This is a genomic window from Streptomyces dryopteridis (assembly GCF_049606955.1).
In the GTDB taxonomy this organism is placed as follows: domain Bacteria; phylum Actinomycetota; class Actinomycetes; order Streptomycetales; family Streptomycetaceae; genus Streptomyces.
This window is the reverse complement of sequence record NZ_CP187114.1, coordinates 1,767,877-1,786,544: the sequence shown is the minus strand read 5'-3', so window position 1 is coordinate 1,786,544 and position 18,668 is coordinate 1,767,877. Positions and strand designations below refer to the sequence as shown.

Annotated in this window: 14 protein-coding genes; 5 read left to right on the top strand and 9 right to left on the bottom strand. The window is 76.4% G+C overall.

The window, feature by feature from the left end; translation table 11 throughout:
- The first annotated feature begins 55 nt into the window (after window positions 1–55).
- The gene (locus ACN20G_RS34500; protein WP_424217198.1) at window positions 56–655 is read left to right on the top strand and encodes a TIGR03086 family metal-binding protein; all 600 of its coding nucleotides are present in this window, start codon (window positions 56–58) and stop codon (window positions 653–655) included.
- Between the two features lie 20 nt (window positions 656–675).
- On the opposite strand, the gene rph is transcribed toward ACN20G_RS34500, so the two are convergent.
- Complete coding sequence (gene rph, locus ACN20G_RS34495; protein WP_424217197.1) at window positions 676–3,300, bottom strand: rifamycin-inactivating phosphotransferase; 2,625 nt, start codon at window positions 3,298–3,300, stop codon at window positions 676–678.
- A gap of 209 nt (window positions 3,301–3,509) precedes the next feature.
- A complete protein-coding gene (locus tag ACN20G_RS34490) occupies window positions 3,510–4,796 on the bottom strand; it encodes an MFS transporter (protein ID WP_424217196.1) in 1,287 nt (428 codons plus the stop codon).
- A gap of 129 nt (window positions 4,797–4,925) precedes the next feature.
- On the opposite strand from ACN20G_RS34490, the gene ACN20G_RS34485 reads away from it, so the two are divergent.
- Both ACN20G_RS34485 and ACN20G_RS34480 read left to right on the top strand, forming a co-directional pair.
- A complete protein-coding gene (locus ACN20G_RS34485; RefSeq protein ID WP_424217195.1) occupies window positions 4,926–6,242 on the top strand; it encodes an MFS transporter in 1,317 nt (438 codons plus the stop codon).
- Between the two features lie 5 nt (window positions 6,243–6,247).
- Window positions 6,248–7,453 carry an anhydro-N-acetylmuramic acid kinase gene (locus ACN20G_RS34480; RefSeq protein ID WP_424217194.1) on the top strand — a complete coding sequence of 402 codons (1,206 nt, stop codon included), beginning with the start codon at window positions 6,248–6,250 and terminating at the stop codon, window positions 7,451–7,453.
- A gap of 33 nt (window positions 7,454–7,486) precedes the next feature.
- Here the strand turns inward: ACN20G_RS34480 and ACN20G_RS34475 are convergent, their stop codons facing one another.
- Entirely contained in the window at window positions 7,487–10,309 is a 2,823-nt protein-coding gene (locus ACN20G_RS34475; protein WP_424217193.1) for an AAA family ATPase, read from the bottom strand.
- 140 nt (window positions 10,310–10,449) lie between these two features.
- Entirely contained in the window at window positions 10,450–10,941 is a 492-nt protein-coding gene (locus ACN20G_RS34470) for a DUF2975 domain-containing protein (RefSeq protein WP_424217192.1), read from the bottom strand.
- Between the two features lie 95 nt (window positions 10,942–11,036).
- On the opposite strand from ACN20G_RS34470, the gene ACN20G_RS34465 reads away from it, so the two are divergent.
- On the top strand, window positions 11,037–12,089 hold the full coding sequence (locus tag ACN20G_RS34465) for a helix-turn-helix transcriptional regulator (protein WP_424217191.1): 1,053 nt from the start codon (window positions 11,037–11,039) through the stop codon (window positions 12,087–12,089).
- On the opposite strand, the gene ACN20G_RS34460 is transcribed toward ACN20G_RS34465, so the two are convergent.
- The 5 genes from ACN20G_RS34460 to ACN20G_RS34440 all read right to left on the bottom strand — a co-directional run bounded on the left by ACN20G_RS34460 (window position 12,080) and on the right by ACN20G_RS34440 (window position 17,218).
- Complete coding sequence (locus ACN20G_RS34460; protein WP_424217190.1) at window positions 12,080–13,036, bottom strand: SDR family oxidoreductase; 957 nt, start codon at window positions 13,034–13,036, stop codon at window positions 12,080–12,082. The genes ACN20G_RS34465 and ACN20G_RS34460 overlap by 10 nt on opposite strands.
- A 66-nt stretch (window positions 13,037–13,102) precedes the next feature.
- Complete coding sequence (locus ACN20G_RS34455; RefSeq protein WP_424217189.1) at window positions 13,103–13,834, bottom strand: class I SAM-dependent methyltransferase; 732 nt, start codon at window positions 13,832–13,834, stop codon at window positions 13,103–13,105.
- Entirely contained in the window at window positions 13,831–14,751 is a 921-nt protein-coding gene (locus ACN20G_RS34450; RefSeq protein ID WP_424217188.1) for a dihydrodipicolinate synthase family protein, read from the bottom strand. Before ACN20G_RS34450 ends, ACN20G_RS34455 begins: the two co-directional genes overlap by 4 nt.
- 117 nt (window positions 14,752–14,868) lie before the next feature.
- Window positions 14,869–15,573 carry a B3/B4 domain-containing protein gene (locus ACN20G_RS34445; protein ID WP_424217187.1) on the bottom strand — a complete coding sequence of 235 codons (705 nt, stop codon included), beginning with the start codon at window positions 15,571–15,573 and terminating at the stop codon, window positions 14,869–14,871.
- A 784-nt stretch (window positions 15,574–16,357) separates the two neighbouring features.
- Window positions 16,358–17,218 (bottom strand): SDR family oxidoreductase, encoded by an 861-nt coding sequence (locus tag ACN20G_RS34440; protein ID WP_424217186.1) that lies wholly within the window; start codon window positions 17,216–17,218, stop codon window positions 16,358–16,360.
- A gap of 293 nt (window positions 17,219–17,511) precedes the next feature.
- On the opposite strand from ACN20G_RS34440, the gene ACN20G_RS34435 reads away from it, so the two are divergent.
- Window positions 17,512–18,633 (top strand): FecCD family ABC transporter permease, encoded by a 1,122-nt coding sequence (locus ACN20G_RS34435; RefSeq protein ID WP_424217185.1) that lies wholly within the window; start codon window positions 17,512–17,514, stop codon window positions 18,631–18,633.
- The last annotated feature ends 35 nt before the right edge of the window (window positions 18,634–18,668 follow it).

The window sequence follows — 18,668 nt, the reverse complement described above, 5'->3', positions numbered from 1 at the left end:
TAGGATCACCCTTGTGCGGGATTGACAAGGCGACTCGGACGGGGATGGGCAGACCATGAGCGGTACCGGGAGCTCGAACACCGAGTGGGCGGTCCTCGCCGAGGCCCACGAAGCACTGCGGGCCGCGGTCGGCGGGGTGCCGGAGGACGGCTGGGGCGCGCCGACCCCGTGCGCGGAGTGGAACCTCGCGCAGGTGGTCCGGCACGCGGCCGGCGATCAGCTGGCCTACGCCTCCGTGCTCACCGGCGGCCCCGGCCCCTCGGAGAACCCCTTCGATCCCTCGGGAGAGCTCACGGACGACCCCGGGGCGGGGGTCTCGGCGGCGCTGGAGGCGGCGGCCGAGGCGTGGGCGGGGGTCTCGCCGGACGCCGGCGAGGTGTCCGTGCCGATCCCGCCGCACACCGTGTCGGCCTCGGTCGGCGTCCGTGCCTGCGCCCTGGACGCGGCCGTGCACGCCTGGGACATCGCGCGGGCCACGGGCCGGCCCTCGCCGCTGAGCCCCTCGCTGGCCGGGGACCTGTTGCCGGCGGCGCGTCAGCTCGTGGAGCCGTTGCGGGGGTTCGCGTTCGGGCCGGCCCTGCCGCCCCGGGACGGGGACGACACGGCCTCGGCGCTGCTGCGGCACCTGGGCCGCGACCCGCACTGGACCCCCTGACCCCGGTCGCGCGGTTCGGGTCAGCCGAGGAGCTCGACGTGGCCGTTGGTGCCGTCGACGCGGATGCGGGCGCCGTCGGGGATCAGGCGGGTGGCCCCCTCCACGGCCACGACGGCGGGCAGGCCGTACTCGCGGGCGATGACGGCGCCGTGGGTCATGAGTCCGCCGACCTCCGTGATCAGGCCGGCGATGCCGACGAACAGCGGTGACCAGCTCGGGTCGGTGAACGGGGTGACGAGGATGTCGCCCGGTTCGAGGTCGGCGCGGGCCATGTCGAGGACGACGCGGGCGCGGCCCTCGACGGCGCCGGCGGAGACGGCGAGGCCGAGCAGGGCCCCGGGCGGGGCGTCGTCACGGCGGTGGGCGCCGGTGAGGGCCACGCCGTCCGAGGTGAGCACGCGCGGCGGGGCGAGGGTCTCGTGGACGTGGAAGGTCTCCGCGCGCTCGCGCAGCAGCTCCGGGTCCACCGGGCGTCGGTCGCGGGACGCCTCGTGGAACTCGTCGAAGGTGAGGAGGAAGGCGTCCTCGGGGGTGCTCAGGACGCCGGCCCCGACGAGCCGGAGGGCCTCCGCCAGCAGGGCCTTCTTGTAGAGGAGGTAGCGGCTGACGATGCCGTACTTGGGGTACTCGCGGTAGCCGATGAAGGTGCGGACCCGCTCGACGGTCCGGCGGGTCTCCTCGACCTTTGCCTCGCCGTCGGGGAGTTCCCGCAGCCGGGCCAGGACCTCCTGTTCCTTCTCGCGGGCGCGGCGCAGCCCGTCCTCGAAGCGGCGGGCGGCGGCGCCGGGGGCGAAGTGGTCGACGTTGTCGAGGAGGGCGGGCAGGAGGGTGGTGGGGCGTTCGCTCCAGCGGGGGCGGGTGATGTCGATCTCGCCGGCGCAGCGCATCCCGTACGCGTCGAGGTAGTCGCGCAGGGCGGCGCGGGCCTCGGGTCCGCCGGGGAGCGTGTCGAAGGCCGCGTCGTCGAGGAAGTCCTCGTCCCGGACGGTGCGCAGGTGGGCGACGACCTGCGCGTGGGGGCGGATCACGTCCGCGACGTCGAGGAGGGCCAGGCCCATCTCGGAGGTGACGTTGCCGGGCGCGGACAGGGTGAGGGTGTCGGCCGGGTTCTTCTCGCCGAGCCACTGCCCGAGGTGGTCGTTGAGCCACCAGGTGGCCTCCATGCCGGCCATGATGGCCCGCATGCTGACGGGGTCGGACAGGACCCGCTTGTGTTCCTCGAAGGCCGTGCGGAGGAAGGTGAAGAGTTCCGGGCCGCTCTTGTCGCGGATCTCGTGTTCCAGGGCGGCGACGGAGGCCCGGCTGCGGGCGATGAGCTCGGTGACCACGGCCGGGTCGGTGGGGAGCGGCTCGGGGGCGGCGCCTGCCGGCGCCGGGGGCGTGGCGGGGGCCGTGGCGGGGGTGGCGTTCGGGAGCGGGGGCAGGAAGTCGGGGCGGGCGAGGACGGTCTCCAGGGCGTCCCGGACGAGGGGGTCGCCCTTGCCCATGGCGTCCAGGAGCGCGGCGCGGGGGCCGGGGGCGGCGAGGCGGTCGGTGACGTCGACGAAGAGGCGGCTGCCGGCCTCGACCATCGGCACCATGGCCGTCAGTCGCCACATGGACAGGCCCAGGGGCTTCATGGCGTCGGTCATCATCTGCCCGTGCCCGACCGAGACGTGCACGCGAGGGCCCTTGTCACCGGTGTCGGGGACGGGGAAGAGGGTGGTGATCGGGCGGGCCTGGACGATCCGGAAGCCCTGCTCGTCCAGGCACCACTCGATGTCCTGGGGCCGGCCGAAGGCCCCCTCGATCCGGCGGCCGAGCCGGACCAGCTCCAGCACCTGCTCGTCGGTGAGCGCGGGCCGCTCGCGCAGGGCGGGGTCCACGGGGACCTCGTGCACGCCGCCGCCAGGCAGGGCGCGCAGGGCGCGTTCCTTGACGGCGACGCTCCGGTCGCGGATCTCGTCGTCCCGGACGGCGTACACGTCCGGGGTGACCAGGCCGGAGACCATGGCCTCGCCCAGCCCGAGGCCCGCGTCCACGGTGCTGACGGTGCGGTCGCCGGTGACGGGGTCGGCGGTGAACAGGATCCCGGAGGCGTGCGGCAGCACCATGCGCTGCACGATCACGGCCATGCGCACGGCCCGGTGGTCGATGCCGCGTCGGGCCCGGTAGGCGACGGCCCGGTCGGTGAACAGGGAGGCCCAGCAGCGGCCGACGTGCCGCAGCACCTCCGCCGGCCCGAGGACGTTCAGGTAGGTGTCCTGTTGGCCGGCGAAGGAGGCCGTGGGGAGGTCCTCGGCCGTGGCGCTGGAGCGCACGGCGCAGGCCGCGTCCGCGCCGAGGCGGGCCGTGGCGTCGGTGATCTCCTCGGCGAGCCCGTCGGGGAGCGGGGTCTCCTCGATCGCGTGCCGGATCGCGGCGGCGAGCGCGGCGAGCGCGGCCCGGTCCTCGGGGTCGGTCGCGGACAGGGCGTCGAGGAGCCCGTCGAGTCCCGGGGTGCGCGCCGTGACCAGGCGGAACGCCTCGGTGGTCACGCAGAAGCCGTCCGGGACCCGGACCCCCTCGATCTCGGTCAGGGCGCCCAGGTTCGCGGCCTTGCCGCCCACGAGGTCCCCGCGCGTCCCGTCCGTCGCGTCGAGGTCCAGCACATACCGCTCGGTCATTTCCGCCCTCACTGTCGCCTGCCCATGAAGATCCCGGCCCCGACCCGTTTACGCAGGTCGGGGGCTCAGGTCGGACATCTTGCCCCGGCCCCGGGGCCTTGCCGCAAGCCCCCCGGTCGGCTATACCTTGAGCAGGGAGAGGTGTGAGTGTCCCGTCCTCCCTCTCTCGAACCCTCCCTTTTCGCCTTCGGCCGTCCCTGCGGCGGCGCTCAGCGGTCGAGGGGCTCGCGCGAGGTCTCCGGGAGCGTCAGGTAGACGACGGAGGAGAGCGCGCAGAGCGCGACCACGTACCAGGGGAACAGGGCGGAGTGGCCGAGTTCCTTCAGCAGGGTGCCGACGTAGGGCGCGGTGCCGCCGAACAGGGCCACGGTCAGCGAGTACGGGAAGCCGATGCCCGCCGCCCGGACCCGGGCGGGGAAGACCTCGGCGTTGACGGCGGCCGAGATCGACGTGAAGCCGGTCAGCAGCACCATGCCCGCGCACTGGACGAGCAGCAGCGAGGTGAACGAGCCGTCGAGGGCGCCGAGCAGGGGCACGACGAGCAGGGCGGAGCCGAGGCCGAAGAAGAGCAGGGCGGGTTTGCGGCCGAAGCGGTCCGAGAGCAGCCCGCCGAGCGGCTGGAGCAGGGTGAAGAACGCCAGCGACAGGGTGCCCGCGAGCAGGGCGTCCGCCTTGGCGATGCCGGTCTCCAATTCGGCGTACGTCGGCAGGTAGCTCGTCCACGTGTAGTAGGCGAGGGTGCCGCCGGCGGTGATGCCGCAGATCAGCAGGGAGGCGCGGGGGTGTTGGCGCAGCGCGTCGAAGAGGCCGGGGCGCGGGGTGTCGGGGCCCCGGTCGGCGCGGGTCTCCTCGGCGCCGCGTCGGATCCAGAAGCCCACGAGGCTGAGGAGGGCGCCGAGCAGGAACGGCACCCGCCAGCCCCAGGCGTTCATGGCGTCCTCGTCGAGACGGGCCACGAGCAGGGCGGCGAGGCCGGAGGCGGCGAGCTGCCCGAGGGAGGTGGAGACGTACTGGAAGGAGGAGAACAGGCCGCGCCGGCCGGGGCCCGCGGATTCCACGAGGAAGGTGGTGGAGGCGGCGAACTCCCCTCCCACGGACAGCCCTTGGAGGAGTCGGGCGGCCACGAGGAGGATCGGGGCGAGGACGCCGACGGCCGCGTAGGTCGGGGTGAGGCCGACCAAGAGGCTGCTGCCGCCCATCAGCAGGATGGTGACGGTCAGGGCGGCGCGCCGGCCGCGCCGGTCGGCGACGGCGCCCATGAGCAGCCCGCCGACGGGCCGCATGAAGAAGCCGACGGCGAAGACGGCGAAGGTGGAGAGCAGCGGGACCAGGGAGTTGTCCGCGCCGGGCGGGAAGACCTGGCGGGCGAGGTAGGCGGCGAGGAAGGTGTAGGCGTACCAGTCGTACCATTCGACGGCGTTGCCCACGGAGGCGGCGAGGAGTTGCCGTAAGGGCTTGCGGGGCGGTGCGGGGGTTCCCACGACGGTCTCTGTCATGATCACGATCTTCCCGCGCGGTCCGGTCCCCACGCGGGAGGATTCGCGCCGTCCCCGCGCCGGGCGCGGGGGTGACGCGAACGGGGGACGGTGCTTGTCGCGGCGGGCCCGCGCCCCCACGCTGGGGGGATGCACGCACCCGCGCCCGCCCCCGTGGTGGCCGCCGGTCCCGACGGGGCCGGTGGTGCGCGGCGGCGGGCGCTGGTCGCGGGGGCGGTCGGCAATTTCGTCGAGTGGTACGAGTTCGGGGTCTACGGGTACTTCGCCACCGTCCTCGCCGAACGCTTCTTCACCCCCGAGGGCGGTGGGGCCACGGAGGCCCTGGTGCGCGCGTACGCCTCCTTCGGTCTCGCGTTCTTCTTCCGGCCGCTGGGGGCCGTGCTGTTCGGCCGGCTCGGGGACCGGATCGGGCGGCGGCCGACGTTGGTGGCGGTGGTGTGCCTGATGAGCGGGGCCACCGCCCTGATCGGCCTGTTGCCGACGTACGCGCAGGTGGGCGCGGTCGCGCCGTGGCTGCTGACGGGCCTGCGGGTGGTGCAGGGGCTGTCGGCGGGCGGGGAGTTCGGGGGTGCGGTGGCCGTGCTGACGGAGTTCGCGCCGCCGGGGCGGCGGGGCCGGTGGGGGGCCTGGCAGTCGTTCACGGTGGCGCTCGGGCTGTTGGCGGGGGCGGGGGCGGCGGCGCTGCTCGCCTCGGTGTTGACGCCGGGGCAGCTCGGGGCGTGGGGGTGGCGGGTGGCGTTCCTGTCGGCGCTGCCGTTGGGAGTGTTCGCGCTGTGGTCGCGGTTGCGCCTTCCGGAGACGCCGGTGTTCGCGGCGCGCGCGGCCGGGACCGCCCGGGGGGACGCGCCGGGCGGCGGGGTGGGGGCGCGGGCGGTGGTGGTGGCGGTGGGGCGGGTGATGGGCTGGTCGGCGGCCGGGTACACGTTCCTGGTGGTGCTGCCCTCGTACCTCCAGCACACCCTGGGCGCCTCCTTCCGGCAGGCCCTGGTGGCCACCGTGCTCGCGAACCTGGGGTTCGCGGCGACGATCCTGCCGGCGGGGGCGGTCAGCGACCGGATCGGGCGGCGGCCGGTGATGATGGCGGGGGCGGCGCTGGTGGCCGTGCTGGCCCTGCCGTTGTCGGCGTTGACGCGGGATCCGCAGGCGCCGTGGTGGGCGCGGGCGGCGGCCTTGGGCGCGGCGGGCGCGGCGGTGGGGTTGATGGCGGGGCCGGGGCCGGCGATGTTGGCCGAGATGTTCCCGACCCGGGTGCGGTCGACGGGCCTGGGGCTGGCGTACGCGGTGTCGAACGCGGTGTTCTCGGGGTGCGCGGGGTTGATCGTGACGGCGTTGGTGGCGCGCACGGGGGACCCTGCGGTGCCCGCGTACTACGCGGCCGGGACCTGTCTGCTGTCCGCCGGCGCGTTGTGGACGCTGCGCGGGGACGACCATCTGAGGACGTGGTGAGCGGGATGTCGGTGACGCGGGTGATCGGGTTGATGTCGGGGACCTCCCACGACGCGGTGGACGCGGCGGCGGCCGATCTCGACGTGGCCGGCGACACGGTGACCCTGTCGCCGCTGGGGTCCTTCGGGGTGCCCTACGAGCCGGGGCTGCGGGCGGAGTTGGCGGGGGCCCTGCCGCCGGCGCGGACGGACCTGGCGGCGGTCTGCCGGTTGGACACGTCGATCGGGCGGGCGTTCGCGGAGGTCGCGGCCCGCGCCGACCGCGAGCTGTGCGCGGGGCGGGCGGATCTGATCGCCTCGCACGGGCAGACCGTCTACCACTGGGTGGAGGACGGGCGGGTGCGGGGCACCTTGCAGATCGGGGAGGCGGCCTGGATCGCGGAGCGGACCGGGCGGCCGGTGGTGTCGGGGTTCCGGACCCGGGACGTGGCGGCGGGCGGGCAGGGCGCGCCGTTGGTCGCGGCCTTCGACCTGTTGTGGTTGCGGGGGCGGTCGGGGCGGCCGGTGGCGTTGAACCTGGGCGGGATCGCGAACGTGACGGTGCCGGAGGGGCCGGGGGGCGAGCCGGCGGCCTTCGACACGGGGCCGGCGAACGCGCTGATCGACGCGGCCGTGACGGCGGCGGAATCGGCGGCGGGGGCGGGGGCGGGGGCGGCGATGGACGTGGGTGGGCGGCTCGCGGCGCGCGGTCGGGAGTGCCCGCGGTTGTTGGCGCGGCTGCTCGCGGAGCCGTACTACGCGCGGCCCGCGCCGAAGACCACGGGCAAGGAGTTGTTCCACCCGGGCTATCTGCGGGCCGTGGCGGGGGCGGAGGCGGGGGCCTTGCCGCTCGTCGACGTGGTGGCCACCCTGACCCGGTTGACGGCGCGGACGGCGGCCGACGCGCTGCGGCCGTACTCCCCGTCGGAGGTGGTGGTCTCGGGGGGCGGCACCCGCAATCCGGAGTTGATGCGGCGGCTGCGGGAGGAGCTGGGGGCGGGGGTGGTGGTGCGGACCTCCGACGAGTTGGGGGTGCCGTCGGGGGCGAAGGAGGCGTACGCGTTCGCCGTGCTCGGCTGGCTCACCGCGCACGGGCTGCCGGGGGCGGTGCCCTCGTGCACGGGGGCGCGGCGGGCGAGCGTGCTGGGGTCGGTGACCCCGGGCGCGGGCGGCGCGGTGCCGTGGCGTTCGGCGGGCGGGCCGGTGACCCGGCTGCGGATCGCGGCGGGTTGAGCGGGCCCGCTGTCGGGGCGGGGGCCGGGCGGGTCAGTCGCCGGCGGCGGCGAGGGCGCGCGGGAGTTGGTTGCGGCCCCGGACGTCGAGCTTGCGGTAGATCCGGCTGAGGGTGGCCTCGACCGTCTTGACCGAGACGAACAGGGCGCGGGCGGCCTCCTGGTTGGTGGCGCCCTCCCCCACCAGGCGGGCCAGGCGCCGTTCGCGTTCGGTGAGGGCGGGGGCCGCGCCCCGACCGGAGAGTCCGTGCAGGTGGGCGGCGGTGAGGGCCTGCCAGGGTTCGGCGCGGGCGGCCGCGAACAGGGCGTCGGCGGCCTCCCAGGCGGTGCGGGCGGCGGCGGCGCGGCGGTGCCGGCGGTGCAGCCGGCCCAGGGTGAGCAGGGTGCGGCCCTCCTCGACGGGGTAGCCGCAGCGCGCGAAGACGTGGGCGGCGTCGTCGAGGAGTTCGGCGGCCTCGTCGGCGGCCCCGGTCTCGTGCAGGACGACGGCGGCGGCGCGGGTGAGGGCGGCGCGGACCACGGTGTGGGCGGGGGTGGGGGCCACCCGTTCGCGGGTGCGGTCGAGGAGGTCGCGGGCGGGTCCGGTGCGGCCGTCGAGGGCGAGGGCCTCGGCGGCGTCGGCCTGCCAGCGCAGCACACCCGGGTCGAGGGCGCCGGTGAGGTCCTCGCGGGCGATCACGTCGGTGAGGGCGGCGGCGGCCTCGCGGGGGCGTCCGCTGTGCAGGTGGACGGCGCCCAGCAGCCACAGGTTGCGGGTGATGTGCAGGGTGTCGTGTTCCTCGCGGGCCGCGTCGAGGCCGTGCCGGGCGTGGTGCAGGGCGGTGGTGAAGGAGCCGCCGTGGGCGTGGGCGAGGGCGGCGGTGTAGTGGGCGGGGCCCGGCGACAGGTCGGCGGTGCGGGTGAGGTCGAGGGCGGCGTCGGCCCAGTGCAGGGCCTCGGCGCAGGCCCCGAGGCCGGCCTCGACCTCGGCGAGGCTGCGCCACAGGTCCACGAGGGATTCGGCGTCGCCGGCGGCGCGGGCGGCCGGGAGCAGGGCTCGCAGCATGGCGCGGGCCTCGGCGGGTCTGCCGTCGAACACGGCGTGCCGGGCAGCGAGGTACTGGGGGCTGTTGGAGACGCCCATGCGGTGCGGGGGCACGCCGAGGGAGAGCGCGGCGGCGAGGGTGGCGGGGGCGGTGTCGAGGCGGCCGAGGACGCGTTGCATGCGGGCGGTCATGGTGAGGGCGGCGGCTTCGAGGGCGGGGTCGCCGGTGCGGCGGGCGAGGCCGGCGGCGGTGTCGGCGTGCCGCAGGGCGAGGGGGGCGTCGCCGGTGAGGACGTTGGCGCGGACGGCGCAGCGCAGTTCGATCGCGGCGAGCAGGGCGGGGTCCCCGTCGGCGGCGCGGCGGGCCTCGGCGAGCAGCAGGTCGGTGTCGGACATGTCCTGGCCGGCGGCGTCGGCGGTGGCCAGCAGGGCGGTGACGCGTTGTTCGGGGCTGCCGCCGGCCTCGGCGATCGCCTCGGCGGCGCGTCGGGCGAGGGCGACGGAGCCGGCGGCGGCCGCGTCGCGGGCGGTCTCGGTGAGCCGTTCCAGGCGCAGGTCGGGGCGGTCGGTGGGGGTGAGGCGGGCGGCCTCGGCCATCAGGCGGGCGGCGGTGGGGCGGTCGCCGGCGCGGCGGGCGGCGGGCGCGGCCCGGGCGGTGTCCTCGGCGAGGGCGCGGTCGGTGCCGGTGTGGGCCTTGGCCCGGTGCCAGGCGGAGCGGACCGGGTCGTGGACGGCGTCGGCGAGGGCGGCGTGGGCGCGGCGGCGGTCGTGGCCGGTGGTGGTCGCGAGGAGGGCGGCGCGGACGGCCTCGGCGGCGAAGCGCACGGGGTCGGGGCCCGCGTCGGCCTCGGGGTCGGGGACGGCGTCGGGCGCGGGGGCCCGGGCGGGGACGGGGGCGCGGGGGGTGGGTTCGTGCGGGTCGGTGTGGGTGAGCAGGCCGGCGCGGTGGGCGCGGGCGAGGTGTTCCTCGGCCTCGGCGCGGCCGGCGCGGGCCAGGAGTTCGCTGTCCGGGCGGTGGGCGAGGGCCGCGATCCGCAGGGTGTCGGCGACCTCCTCGGGCACCTCCTCCAGCCAGGCTTCGGCGGCGGCGACGAGGGCGGTGGGCGCTTGGGGCACGGGGCCGGGCCGGCCGCCGGGGGGCGCGGTCTCGGCGAGGGCGCGCAGGCAGGGCGCGAGGAGTCCCCGGTGGCCGCCGGTGAGGCGGGTGACGGCCGGTGCCCAGCGGGCCGGCAGCCCGGCCGCCGCGAGGAGCTCGGCGATCTCCTCGGGGCCGGCGGGGAGCAGCGGCAGCACGGGCGGGTGCCCGCCCAGGACGCGGACGGCGTGCGCGGGGCGGCCGGCGGTGCGTTCGGCGGCCAGGATCACGAGCCGGTCCGGGGGCAGGGCGCGGGCGCAGTGGCCGAGGAGTTCGGCGCCGGCGGGGTCGAGCCACTGGACGCCGTCCAGGAGCAGCACGCTGCCGGGGCCCGCGCCCAGGAACTCGACGGCGGCGCGGCGGGCCCGGACGGGGTCCGTGCCCGGGGCGGGCGGGACGGTGGGCGCGGGCGGGGCCGCGTGGGATGTGTGGGCGGCTTGGGCCGCGTGGGCCGCGTCCCGGAGGATCGGGTCGACGGAGAGCAGCGGAAGGCGCTCGTCGCCGGGTTGGGTGTGCACGCGCACGATCCGGCGGCCCGCCGGCGCGGCGAGCAGCGGGGCCGCCGCCTCCAGGAGGGTGGTGCGGCCGGCGCCCCAGGGGCCGTGCACGACCACGCGGCCGGTGCGTCGTGCGGCCGCCTCCACCGCTCGGACCAGGGCCGGCCACGGGGCCCGTTCGTGTGCGCTCGTTCCGTCCACGGACGGCACGTTAGGCGCGGCGGCCCGGCCGCGACAGCCCCGGGGCCGGTCCGCCCCCGGGGACAAGGGTTCTCCCCGATGCCCCGGGTGACGCGGGCGAGGCGAAGGCGGGCCGGGGCGGCGGCGCGAGGGGGTCGGGGTCAGATCACCTCGTCCAGTTCGGCGCGCATCCGGTGCGCCTCGCCGTCGCGGGCCACGGCCTGCGCCAGCAGCATCCGCAGCACGAGCACGATGAGCGCGACCCCGAGGATGGCCACCCCGATCCCGGCCATGATGACGGTGACCCCCGGGTCCTCGCGCTGACCCGGCGCGTTGACGGCCGTCACCGCGAACCACACCAGGGACGCCCCCGTGATGGCGCCGATCACCCCGTCCACGTAGCGGAACGCGGCGGGCGAGAACACCGTGCCGCGCCGCACCATCGACACCAGTCTCCACACGCAGACCGCGACCACCTGCACCGCGACCATGCCCAGCGCGGTGAGCACGCGCATCGCGGTCAGCGGGAGCGTCCCGTCCTCCGGATCCGCGCCCGTCACCACGGTCCACACCATCATGACCTGCAGTGCCAGGGTGCCGGCGAGCACCATCACGAGCACGGCGCGCAGCGCACCCACGGTCAGCTTTCCCACGAGCCCTACCTCCCATCGTTTGACGATGGGAATCTATCGATTTTCGATAGGTGAGGCAAGATGCTCGCGGAATCCGGCCGGCCGATCATGGAGGGATGCGCGTCACCCGCCTGCTCCGCATGGCCCTCCTGATCCAGTCCGCCCCCGGCCTGACCGCCGCCGCCCTGGCCCGGGAGTTCGAGGTGTCCGAACGCACCGTGATCCGCGACGTGCAGTCCCTCCAGGACGCCGGCATCCCGATCCGGGCCGAACGCGGACGCCTGGGCGGCTACCACCTCGCACCCGGCCACCGCACCCGCCTGACCACCCTCCACCCCACCGAGGCCGAGACCCTCTATCTCTCCGGACTGCCCACCGCCCTGCGCGACCTGGGCCTGTCCGACGCGGCCGGCGCCGCCCGGCTCAAGCTCTCCGCGACCCTGCTGCCCTCCGTGCGGGCCGCGGCCGAGTCCTCCGAGCGGCGCTTCCACCTCGACGCCCCGGCCTGGTTCCGGGAACCGGCGACCCCCGAGGTGCTGCCCGAACTCGCCCGCGCCGTCTGGGGCGACCGCGCCCTCGCCCTCGGCTACGCCCGCCCCGCCCGCGACGGCGCCCCGCCCCGGACCGTCACCCGCACCGCGCACCCCCACGGCCTCGTGCTGAAGGCGGGCGTCTGGTACGTCGTGTGCCGCGTCCCGGACGACGGGGCGAGGGGCGACGGGCCCGGGTGGCGCACCTACCGCGTCGACCGGATCACCACGATCCGCGAACTCGACCCGTCCGACGCGCCCGACGCGGTTTTCACCCGCGAACCCGGCTTCGACCTCGCCGCGCACTGGGAGGCCCGCGCCGCCGAGTTCGCCCGCGCCCTGCTGCGCGAGACGGCCACCGTCCGCCTGACCGCACGCGGGCTGCGGCTGTTGCCCACCGCCGCCGACCCCGCCGGCCTGCCCGAGGCCCTCGCCTCGGCCTCCGCCCCCGACCCCGCCGGCCGCGTCGTCCTCGACCTGCCCGTCGAATCGGCGGAGGTCGCGTTCGCGCAGCTCGTCGGACTGGGCGCGGAGGTCGAGGTGCTCGCCCCGCCCGAGCTGCGCGGGCGCTTTCGCGAACACGCCCGCGCCCTCGCCGCGCTCTACGCCCCGGAGGGCCGCGCGGAACCTCAGCGGTAGTCCTCCACCGGCGCCTTCCTGCCGCCGTGGTGGACCTCCTCGAACCAGGCCCACGCGTCCGGCCGGCTGCCGTCCACGTCCCGGATCCCGTACACGCGGGCCAGTTCCCCGCTCGACGTCGACCGGCCGTTCCACCGCCCGGCCCGCTCGGGGTCGGCGGCGAGCGCGGCCACCGCGCGGGCGAGGTACCAGGGGGACTCGGCGATCGCGAAGTCCGGCACCCGCTCGATCGCGTCCCGCCAGTTCTCCTCCGTCACCCCGAAGCCCGCGAGCATCTGCTCGGACCGCAGGAACCCGGGCGTGACGGCCACGGCCGTGCCCCCGTACTCCGCGAGCTCCTCCCCGAGCCCGAAGGCCATCCGGATGGGCGCGTTCTTGGCCAGGTCGTAGTACATGTTCTCGCGGTAGCGCCGATTGGAGCGGGCCGTGCCGTCCGTCACCTCCACGTGCAGGGGCGCGTCCGAGCGGATCAGCAGGGGCAGCAGCAGGGCGGCGGTGATCACGTGGGACCGCACGCCCAGTTCCAGGATCCGCAGCCCGTCCTCCAGCGGCGTCTCCCAGCTCTTCTTGCCGAACACGGAGTCGGTCAGGAGGTGTTCGCCGCCCCACAGGTCGTTGACGAGCACGTCGAGCCGGCCGTGCCCCGCGTCGATCCGGGCGACGAGGGCGCGGACCTGTTCGGCGTCGAGGTGATCGGTGGGCACGGCGATGCCGGTCCCGCCGGCGGCGGTGACCAGGTCGGCCGTCCCCTCGATGGTCTCGGTGTCACGGCCGACCTCGCTGACGCGGGCACGGGTGGTGCGGCCGGTGACGTACACGGTGGCGCCGGCCCGCCCGAGCTCGACGGCGAGGGCACGCCCGGCCCCCCGGGTGGCCCCGGCGACGAGCACGACACGACCGGCGAGGGAACGGGCGGGGGCGGCGGAGGTGGAACTGTCGATGTCCATCCCTCCACGGTGCCCCCCAAAGGTGACAGTTCCCGTCACCCTTTTCCGGCGGGTCAGGAAAAGCGGTCAGGAGAAGCGGGTCAGGTGGAGGGTGACCACGTAGGGCTCGTCGATCGTGCCGTCGGGGAAGAGGGACAGCAGCCGGCGGCGTTCGGTCGTGGTGAACTCGGCGGTGGACTCCGCGCCGAGGAGGAGGAACGCGGAGTGGCTGGCGTGGTTGGCGAGGTGGGCGTCGAGGGGGATCCGGCGCGACCAGCGGATCCTCCGGACCACCGGGGCGGTCTCCGCCTCCGCCTGTCGGTGGCGGGGCGGGCGGCCGACGGGCGCGGTGTGCTCCGCGATCCGGGCCTTCTGCGCGGCGACCCACGGGACGGTGCCGTCGAGGTCGTTCCACCAGCGGGCGAGCACGCCGTCCGGGCGCAGCACCCGGCGGGCCTCGGGCACGGAGCGGTCGGGGTCGGTCCAGTGCCAGGACTGGGCGTAGGTCAGCAGGTCGAAGGCGCCCGTGGCCAGGGGCAGTCGGTCGCCGTCGCCGCGCACGACGGGGACGGTCGGGTCGGAGCGGTGGAGTTCGGCGGCCATGCCGTCGCCGGGTTCCACGGCCAGCACGTCGGCGCCGCGGGCGCGCAGCAGGGCGGTGGCGATGCCCGTGCCGGCTCCCACGTCGGCGACGCGCGCGCCGGCCAGGGGGCGGCCGGAGAATTCCTGGATCGTGTCGAAGAGCGCGGGCGGGTAGCCGGGGCGGTTCGCGTTGTAGAGGGCGGCGGCGGAGTCGAAGGAACGGGCCCGTGTGGTCATCGCGTCGTGGCTCCGATCGTGGGGTGGAGGCCGAGGCGGTCCAGGACGGCGGTGACCTCGGCGCGTTCGTCGGCGTCGAGGCCGCGCAGGGGCAGGGGGAGGTTGGGGTCGGCGGTCAGGCCGAGATGGGCGGCGGCCGCGGCGAGGACGCGCAGGGAGCCGCGGTGTCGGGCGAAGAGCTCCCACAGGGGCCGGAGCCGGTCGGAGGCGGCGAGGGCCTCGTCGGGGCGGCCGGCGCGGGCCGCGCGCAGGAGGGCGAGGGCGGGTTCGGGGAAGGTGCCGGCGACGGCCGAGTACCAGGCGTCGCATCCGGCGTTCAGGCCGGCGGCGGCCGCCCCGTCCCCGCTGATGCCCACCGTGGTCGTGTCGGGCAGGATCCGGCGCAGTTCCCCGACCCGGGCGCGGGCCCGCTCGGGGTCGGCGGGCAGCGGCGGGATCTTCAGGGACGAGACCCGGGGCAGTCGCGCGATGCGGGCGTACAACTCGTCGGTGAACGCGAAGTGGGTCGTGCCGGGGTTGTCGTAGACGACGAGGGGCACCGACAGGTGGGCATCGACCTGCTCGAACAGGCCGAAGACGTCGTCCTCGGTGAGCGGCTGGTAGGAGACGGGCGCCAGCAGCACCCCGGCGGCGCCGGCGGCCTGGGCGTCCTCGGCGGCGGCGAGCACGTCCCGGGTGCGCAGGGCGCCGATCCCGACGAGGACGGGCACCCCGTCGGCGTGTTCGACGGCGAGGCGGGCCACGCGGGCCCGTTCGGCGCGGTTCAGGTAGGCGTAGGAGCCGGTGGAGCCCAGGGCTCCGATCGAGTCGACGCCGGCGCGGGCGAGCCGGGTGACGAGGGCCGCGAACGCCTTCTCGTCGACCTCGCCGTCGCCGGCGACGGGGGTGAGCGGGAAAGCGCTCAGACCGGTGAACACGGGATGCCTCCAGGGGGTGCGGGATCGGGCGGTGCCGGGGTTCGGGCGGTGCCGAGGTTCGGGCGGTGCCGAGGTGCGGGTGGTGTCGGGTGGTGTCGGGGTCGGCCTGGGCCCGGGTCAGACGGTCGCGGTGGGGTGGGTCGGGTCGAGGTGGTGCACGGCGGTGGCCTCGCAGTGCGGGCCGAGCAGGGCCGTCAGCTCCTCGGCGGCGTCGCGGACCAGCTGCCCGTCCCGGGCGGCGGCGACGGTCTCCAGGATGAAGGCGACGCGGGCGGAGTCCTCCGTGACGCGGGTGCGGTGGGCGTCGCGGTGGTTCCAGTGCCGGGTGAGGATCCCGTCGGCGTCGCTGTAGACGACCTCGCCGGCCTTGGGGGTCTCGACGGTGTCGGGTTCGCCGAGGGGGGTGAAGCTCTCGGTGCCGTCGGCGAACCGGATCTCGACCTCGCCGGTGACGTGGTCGAGGTCGAAGGCACCGGCGGGCAGGCCGTGCCGCACGGAGACGAGGTTGTAGGAGTCCACGGCCGGGTTGATCCGCGGCAGGGAGCCCTTCTTCAGCAGGCGTCGGCCCAGGGCGTCCACGCTGGGGCGAATCCGGCGCGGGTTGGTGCCGAAGGCGCGGTAGGCGGCGTGCCAGGACTCGACGCGGGGGTCGGTCTCGTCGGCGGGCCGCCACGGTCCCTCGGCGAGCCGGTCCTCCAGTTCCGCCAGGGCGGCGACGGTCGCCGGCCACGGCCCGGGCCGCAGCCCGCCGGCGGTGACGACCGTGACGAGGGTGTCGGGGAAGGCGTCGGCGACGGGGCGGCCGAGGCGGAAGAGGGTCATCGGAGGTCCGTTCCGAGGGGGGTGCCGGGGGTCGGGCCCGGTGGCGAGGGACGCGCGCCGAGTGGACGGCCCGTCACCCACGTGCCCACCTCAGAAGGATGACAGGCCCACCCCGCCCCCACGCGCCCGGGTCACACCGAACGCGCCGGACGGGCGGGGCGGGAGTGCGGAACCGCCCGGAAACACCGTCCCTCGAACGGGGGGTTCCGGGGCTCGGGGGCGCCGGCCACCCCGGCATCCGCTCGACGACCCGTTCGCGGTCCGGGAGGTGCCGAGCCCGGTGCGCGCGTGCACCGGGCGGAAGGATCCGGCGGCAATTCCTCCCGGGTCGCGTCGTGCCGCGGCAGGGTCGGGTTCTCGGGCAGCGGGTGGCGCACGAGGCTCAGGTCGAGGTCGGTGGCCGTGACCGGGGACGGGGCGCGTCCGTGGGCCGGCCGGTGGGCGACGCCGCCGGTGCCGGCCCCGACCTCCGGGCAGGGCAGGGCCGGCCCTGGTCCGCGCCGGCACCGAACGCCTCCGGGCGGTGCCCGGTGCCCGGGGCGAGGGAGCCCGGTCGGGCCGTCGGGGCGGGCCCGTTCGGCGGGGTGCGGCCGGCCCGGCACGTCGTCGTGGCGGCGGTGGCCCTCGTGGAGCGGACCGGGCCGGGCGCGCGCCGGCGTGCCCGCCGAACGCCACGAGCGACGGCGTGCGCGCCGGAGGGACGGGGGAACGACACGCGCCGGCGTGCGCGGGCGGGGCCTGCGCGCCCGCGGGCGCGTCACGCCCGCCCGGGTGTGGTCAGCGGTCAGCGGAAGTCCGCGGCGTGGTCCAGGGCCCACCGGCGGAAGGAGTGGGCCGGGGTGCCCGTGAGTCGTTCCACCGTGTCGGTGACCGGCTCCGGGTGGTCGAGCATCCGGGCCTGGGCCGGGACCACGGTCTCGGCGAGTCCCGCCGGCCACCCCGCGGCCCTCATCCGCTCCACCGCCTCGGCCTGTGTCAGCTCCTCGAACCGCAGCGGCCGGCCGATGGCCTCGCCGATCAGTTCCACCTGCCGCTCCTGGGTGACGGGTTCGGGTCCGGTGAGCAGGGGGCGCGCGCCGAGCAGGGTGTCGGTGGTCAGCGCGCGGGCCGCGACCGCCGCCGTGTCCGCCTCGTGGATCAGCGGGCGGGCCAGGGCTCGCAGCGGCGCCCGGACCCGGCCCTCGGCGCGGATCTCCGGCGCCCAGCCCAGCGTGTTGCCGGCGAACCCGGTGGGGCGCAGCGCCGTCCATTCCAGGCCCGAGGCCCCGACGAGTCGTTCCAGTTCGGTGTGGAAGGAGGTGATCGGGTCGGCGGGGCCCGCCTCGTTCACGCCGTCGGCCCCCACTCCGGCGGAGGAGAGGTAGACCACCCGGCGGGCGTGCCGGGCGATCTCGGCGATCGTCTCCGCCGCGCCGCGGGCGTCGAGGAAGGGCCACACGAGGAAGACCGCGTCGATTCCGGTCAGGGCCGCGCCGAGCGACGCGGGGTCGGCGAGGTCACCGCGCACGGCGTCCACGCCCGTCGGGAATCGCGTGTCCCGCCGTACCAGCGCCCGCACGGGCACCCCCGTCGCGCGCAGCCGCCGCACCACCGCTCCGCCGACCTGCCCGCTCGCGCCGGTCACCAGGATCCTGGACTGTGTCATCGCTCGTCCCCTCTGTCTCGCCCGTTCGATGGCACGAGCCTGCGCCCTCAAGCGCGGTCGAGGTCAAGTGCCGCCGGCGGGCGCCCGAGTATCGGGCACGGGCGCCCGCCGCGGACGGGGTCCAAGGGCCCACAAGTGGGGACGAAAGGCCGACCGAGGGCCCGAAAGGCGTTGTTAGGGTCGCCTTACTCTCTTCGAAACGCACAGGGCTTGGTACCACCTGCCCGCACAAAGGAGCAGGTGAGCATGGTCGGACGGGGTTGTGTGCGCAGCGTGGGCCGGAGGTCGCACCGGTGACACCGTCACATCCGACCCCGGGTCCCGGGGCCGTTTCCGCGCGCCCTCCCGCGCCCTCCGGCCCGTCGGCGTCCCCGACGGCACCGGCCCCGACGGCACCGGCCCGGCCCGGTGGGCGGGCCGCCGCTCTTCGCGTGCTCGGCCTGGTCGTCCTCGCCGGCGTGCTGCTGCTCGCGGTGTGGGCCAGTGTGATGGTCGGTTCGGGACGGGTCGCCGCGTCCGACGTGCTGCCCGCCCTCCTCGATCCCGATCACGCGGACAAGGCGCACCTGATCCTGCGCGAGGTCCGCTTCCCCCGCACCGCCGCCGGCGTGCTGGCGGGCGTCGCCCTCGGCCTGGCCGGCACGGTCATGCAGGGCATCGCCCGCAATCCGCTCGCCGATCCCGGCATCCTCGGGGTGAACGCGGGGGCCTCGGCCGCCGTGGTCTTCGCGATCGCCGTCCTCGGCATGACGAACCCCTCCCACTACATCTGGTTCGGGTTCCTCGGCGCGCTCGCCGCCTCCCTCCTCGTGTTCTGCGTCGGCTCCCTCGGGCGCGGCGGTGCCACCCCCGTCAAACTGGCCCTGACCGGCGCCGCCACCAGCGCGGCCCTGTTGTCGCTGACCACGGCGATGCTGCTCACCGACGCGGCCTCCTTCGACCAGTACCGGTTCTGGCAGGTGGGCTCGTTGACCGGCCGCGAGCCCGACGTGCTGTGGCAGGCCCTCCCGTTCGTGGTCGTGGGCTCCGTGCTCGCGCTCGCCCTGGGCTCCCGCCTCAACGCGCTGGCCCTCGGCGACGACCTGGCCCGCGCGCTGGGCCAACACGTGGGCCGCACGCGCGCCCTGTGCGCGGCCGTGGTGGTCCTGCTGTGCGGGGCGGCCACGGTCGTCGCCGGGCCGATCGCCTTCCTCGGGCTGGTGGTGCCGCACGCGGCCCGTCTGTGCGTCGGCCCCGACCACCGGTGGGTGCTGCCGTACAGCGCGCTGATGTCCCCCGTGCTGCTGCTGGTCGCCGACCTGGTCGGACGGACCGTCGCCCGGCCGGGCGAAGTGCAGGCCGGCGTGGTGACGGCCGTCATCGGGGCCGTGCCCTTCGTGCTGTTGGTCCGCCGCCGCAAGGCGGCCGGCCTGTGACCGCCCCGCGCCCGGCCCCGGCACCTCTCCCGGTC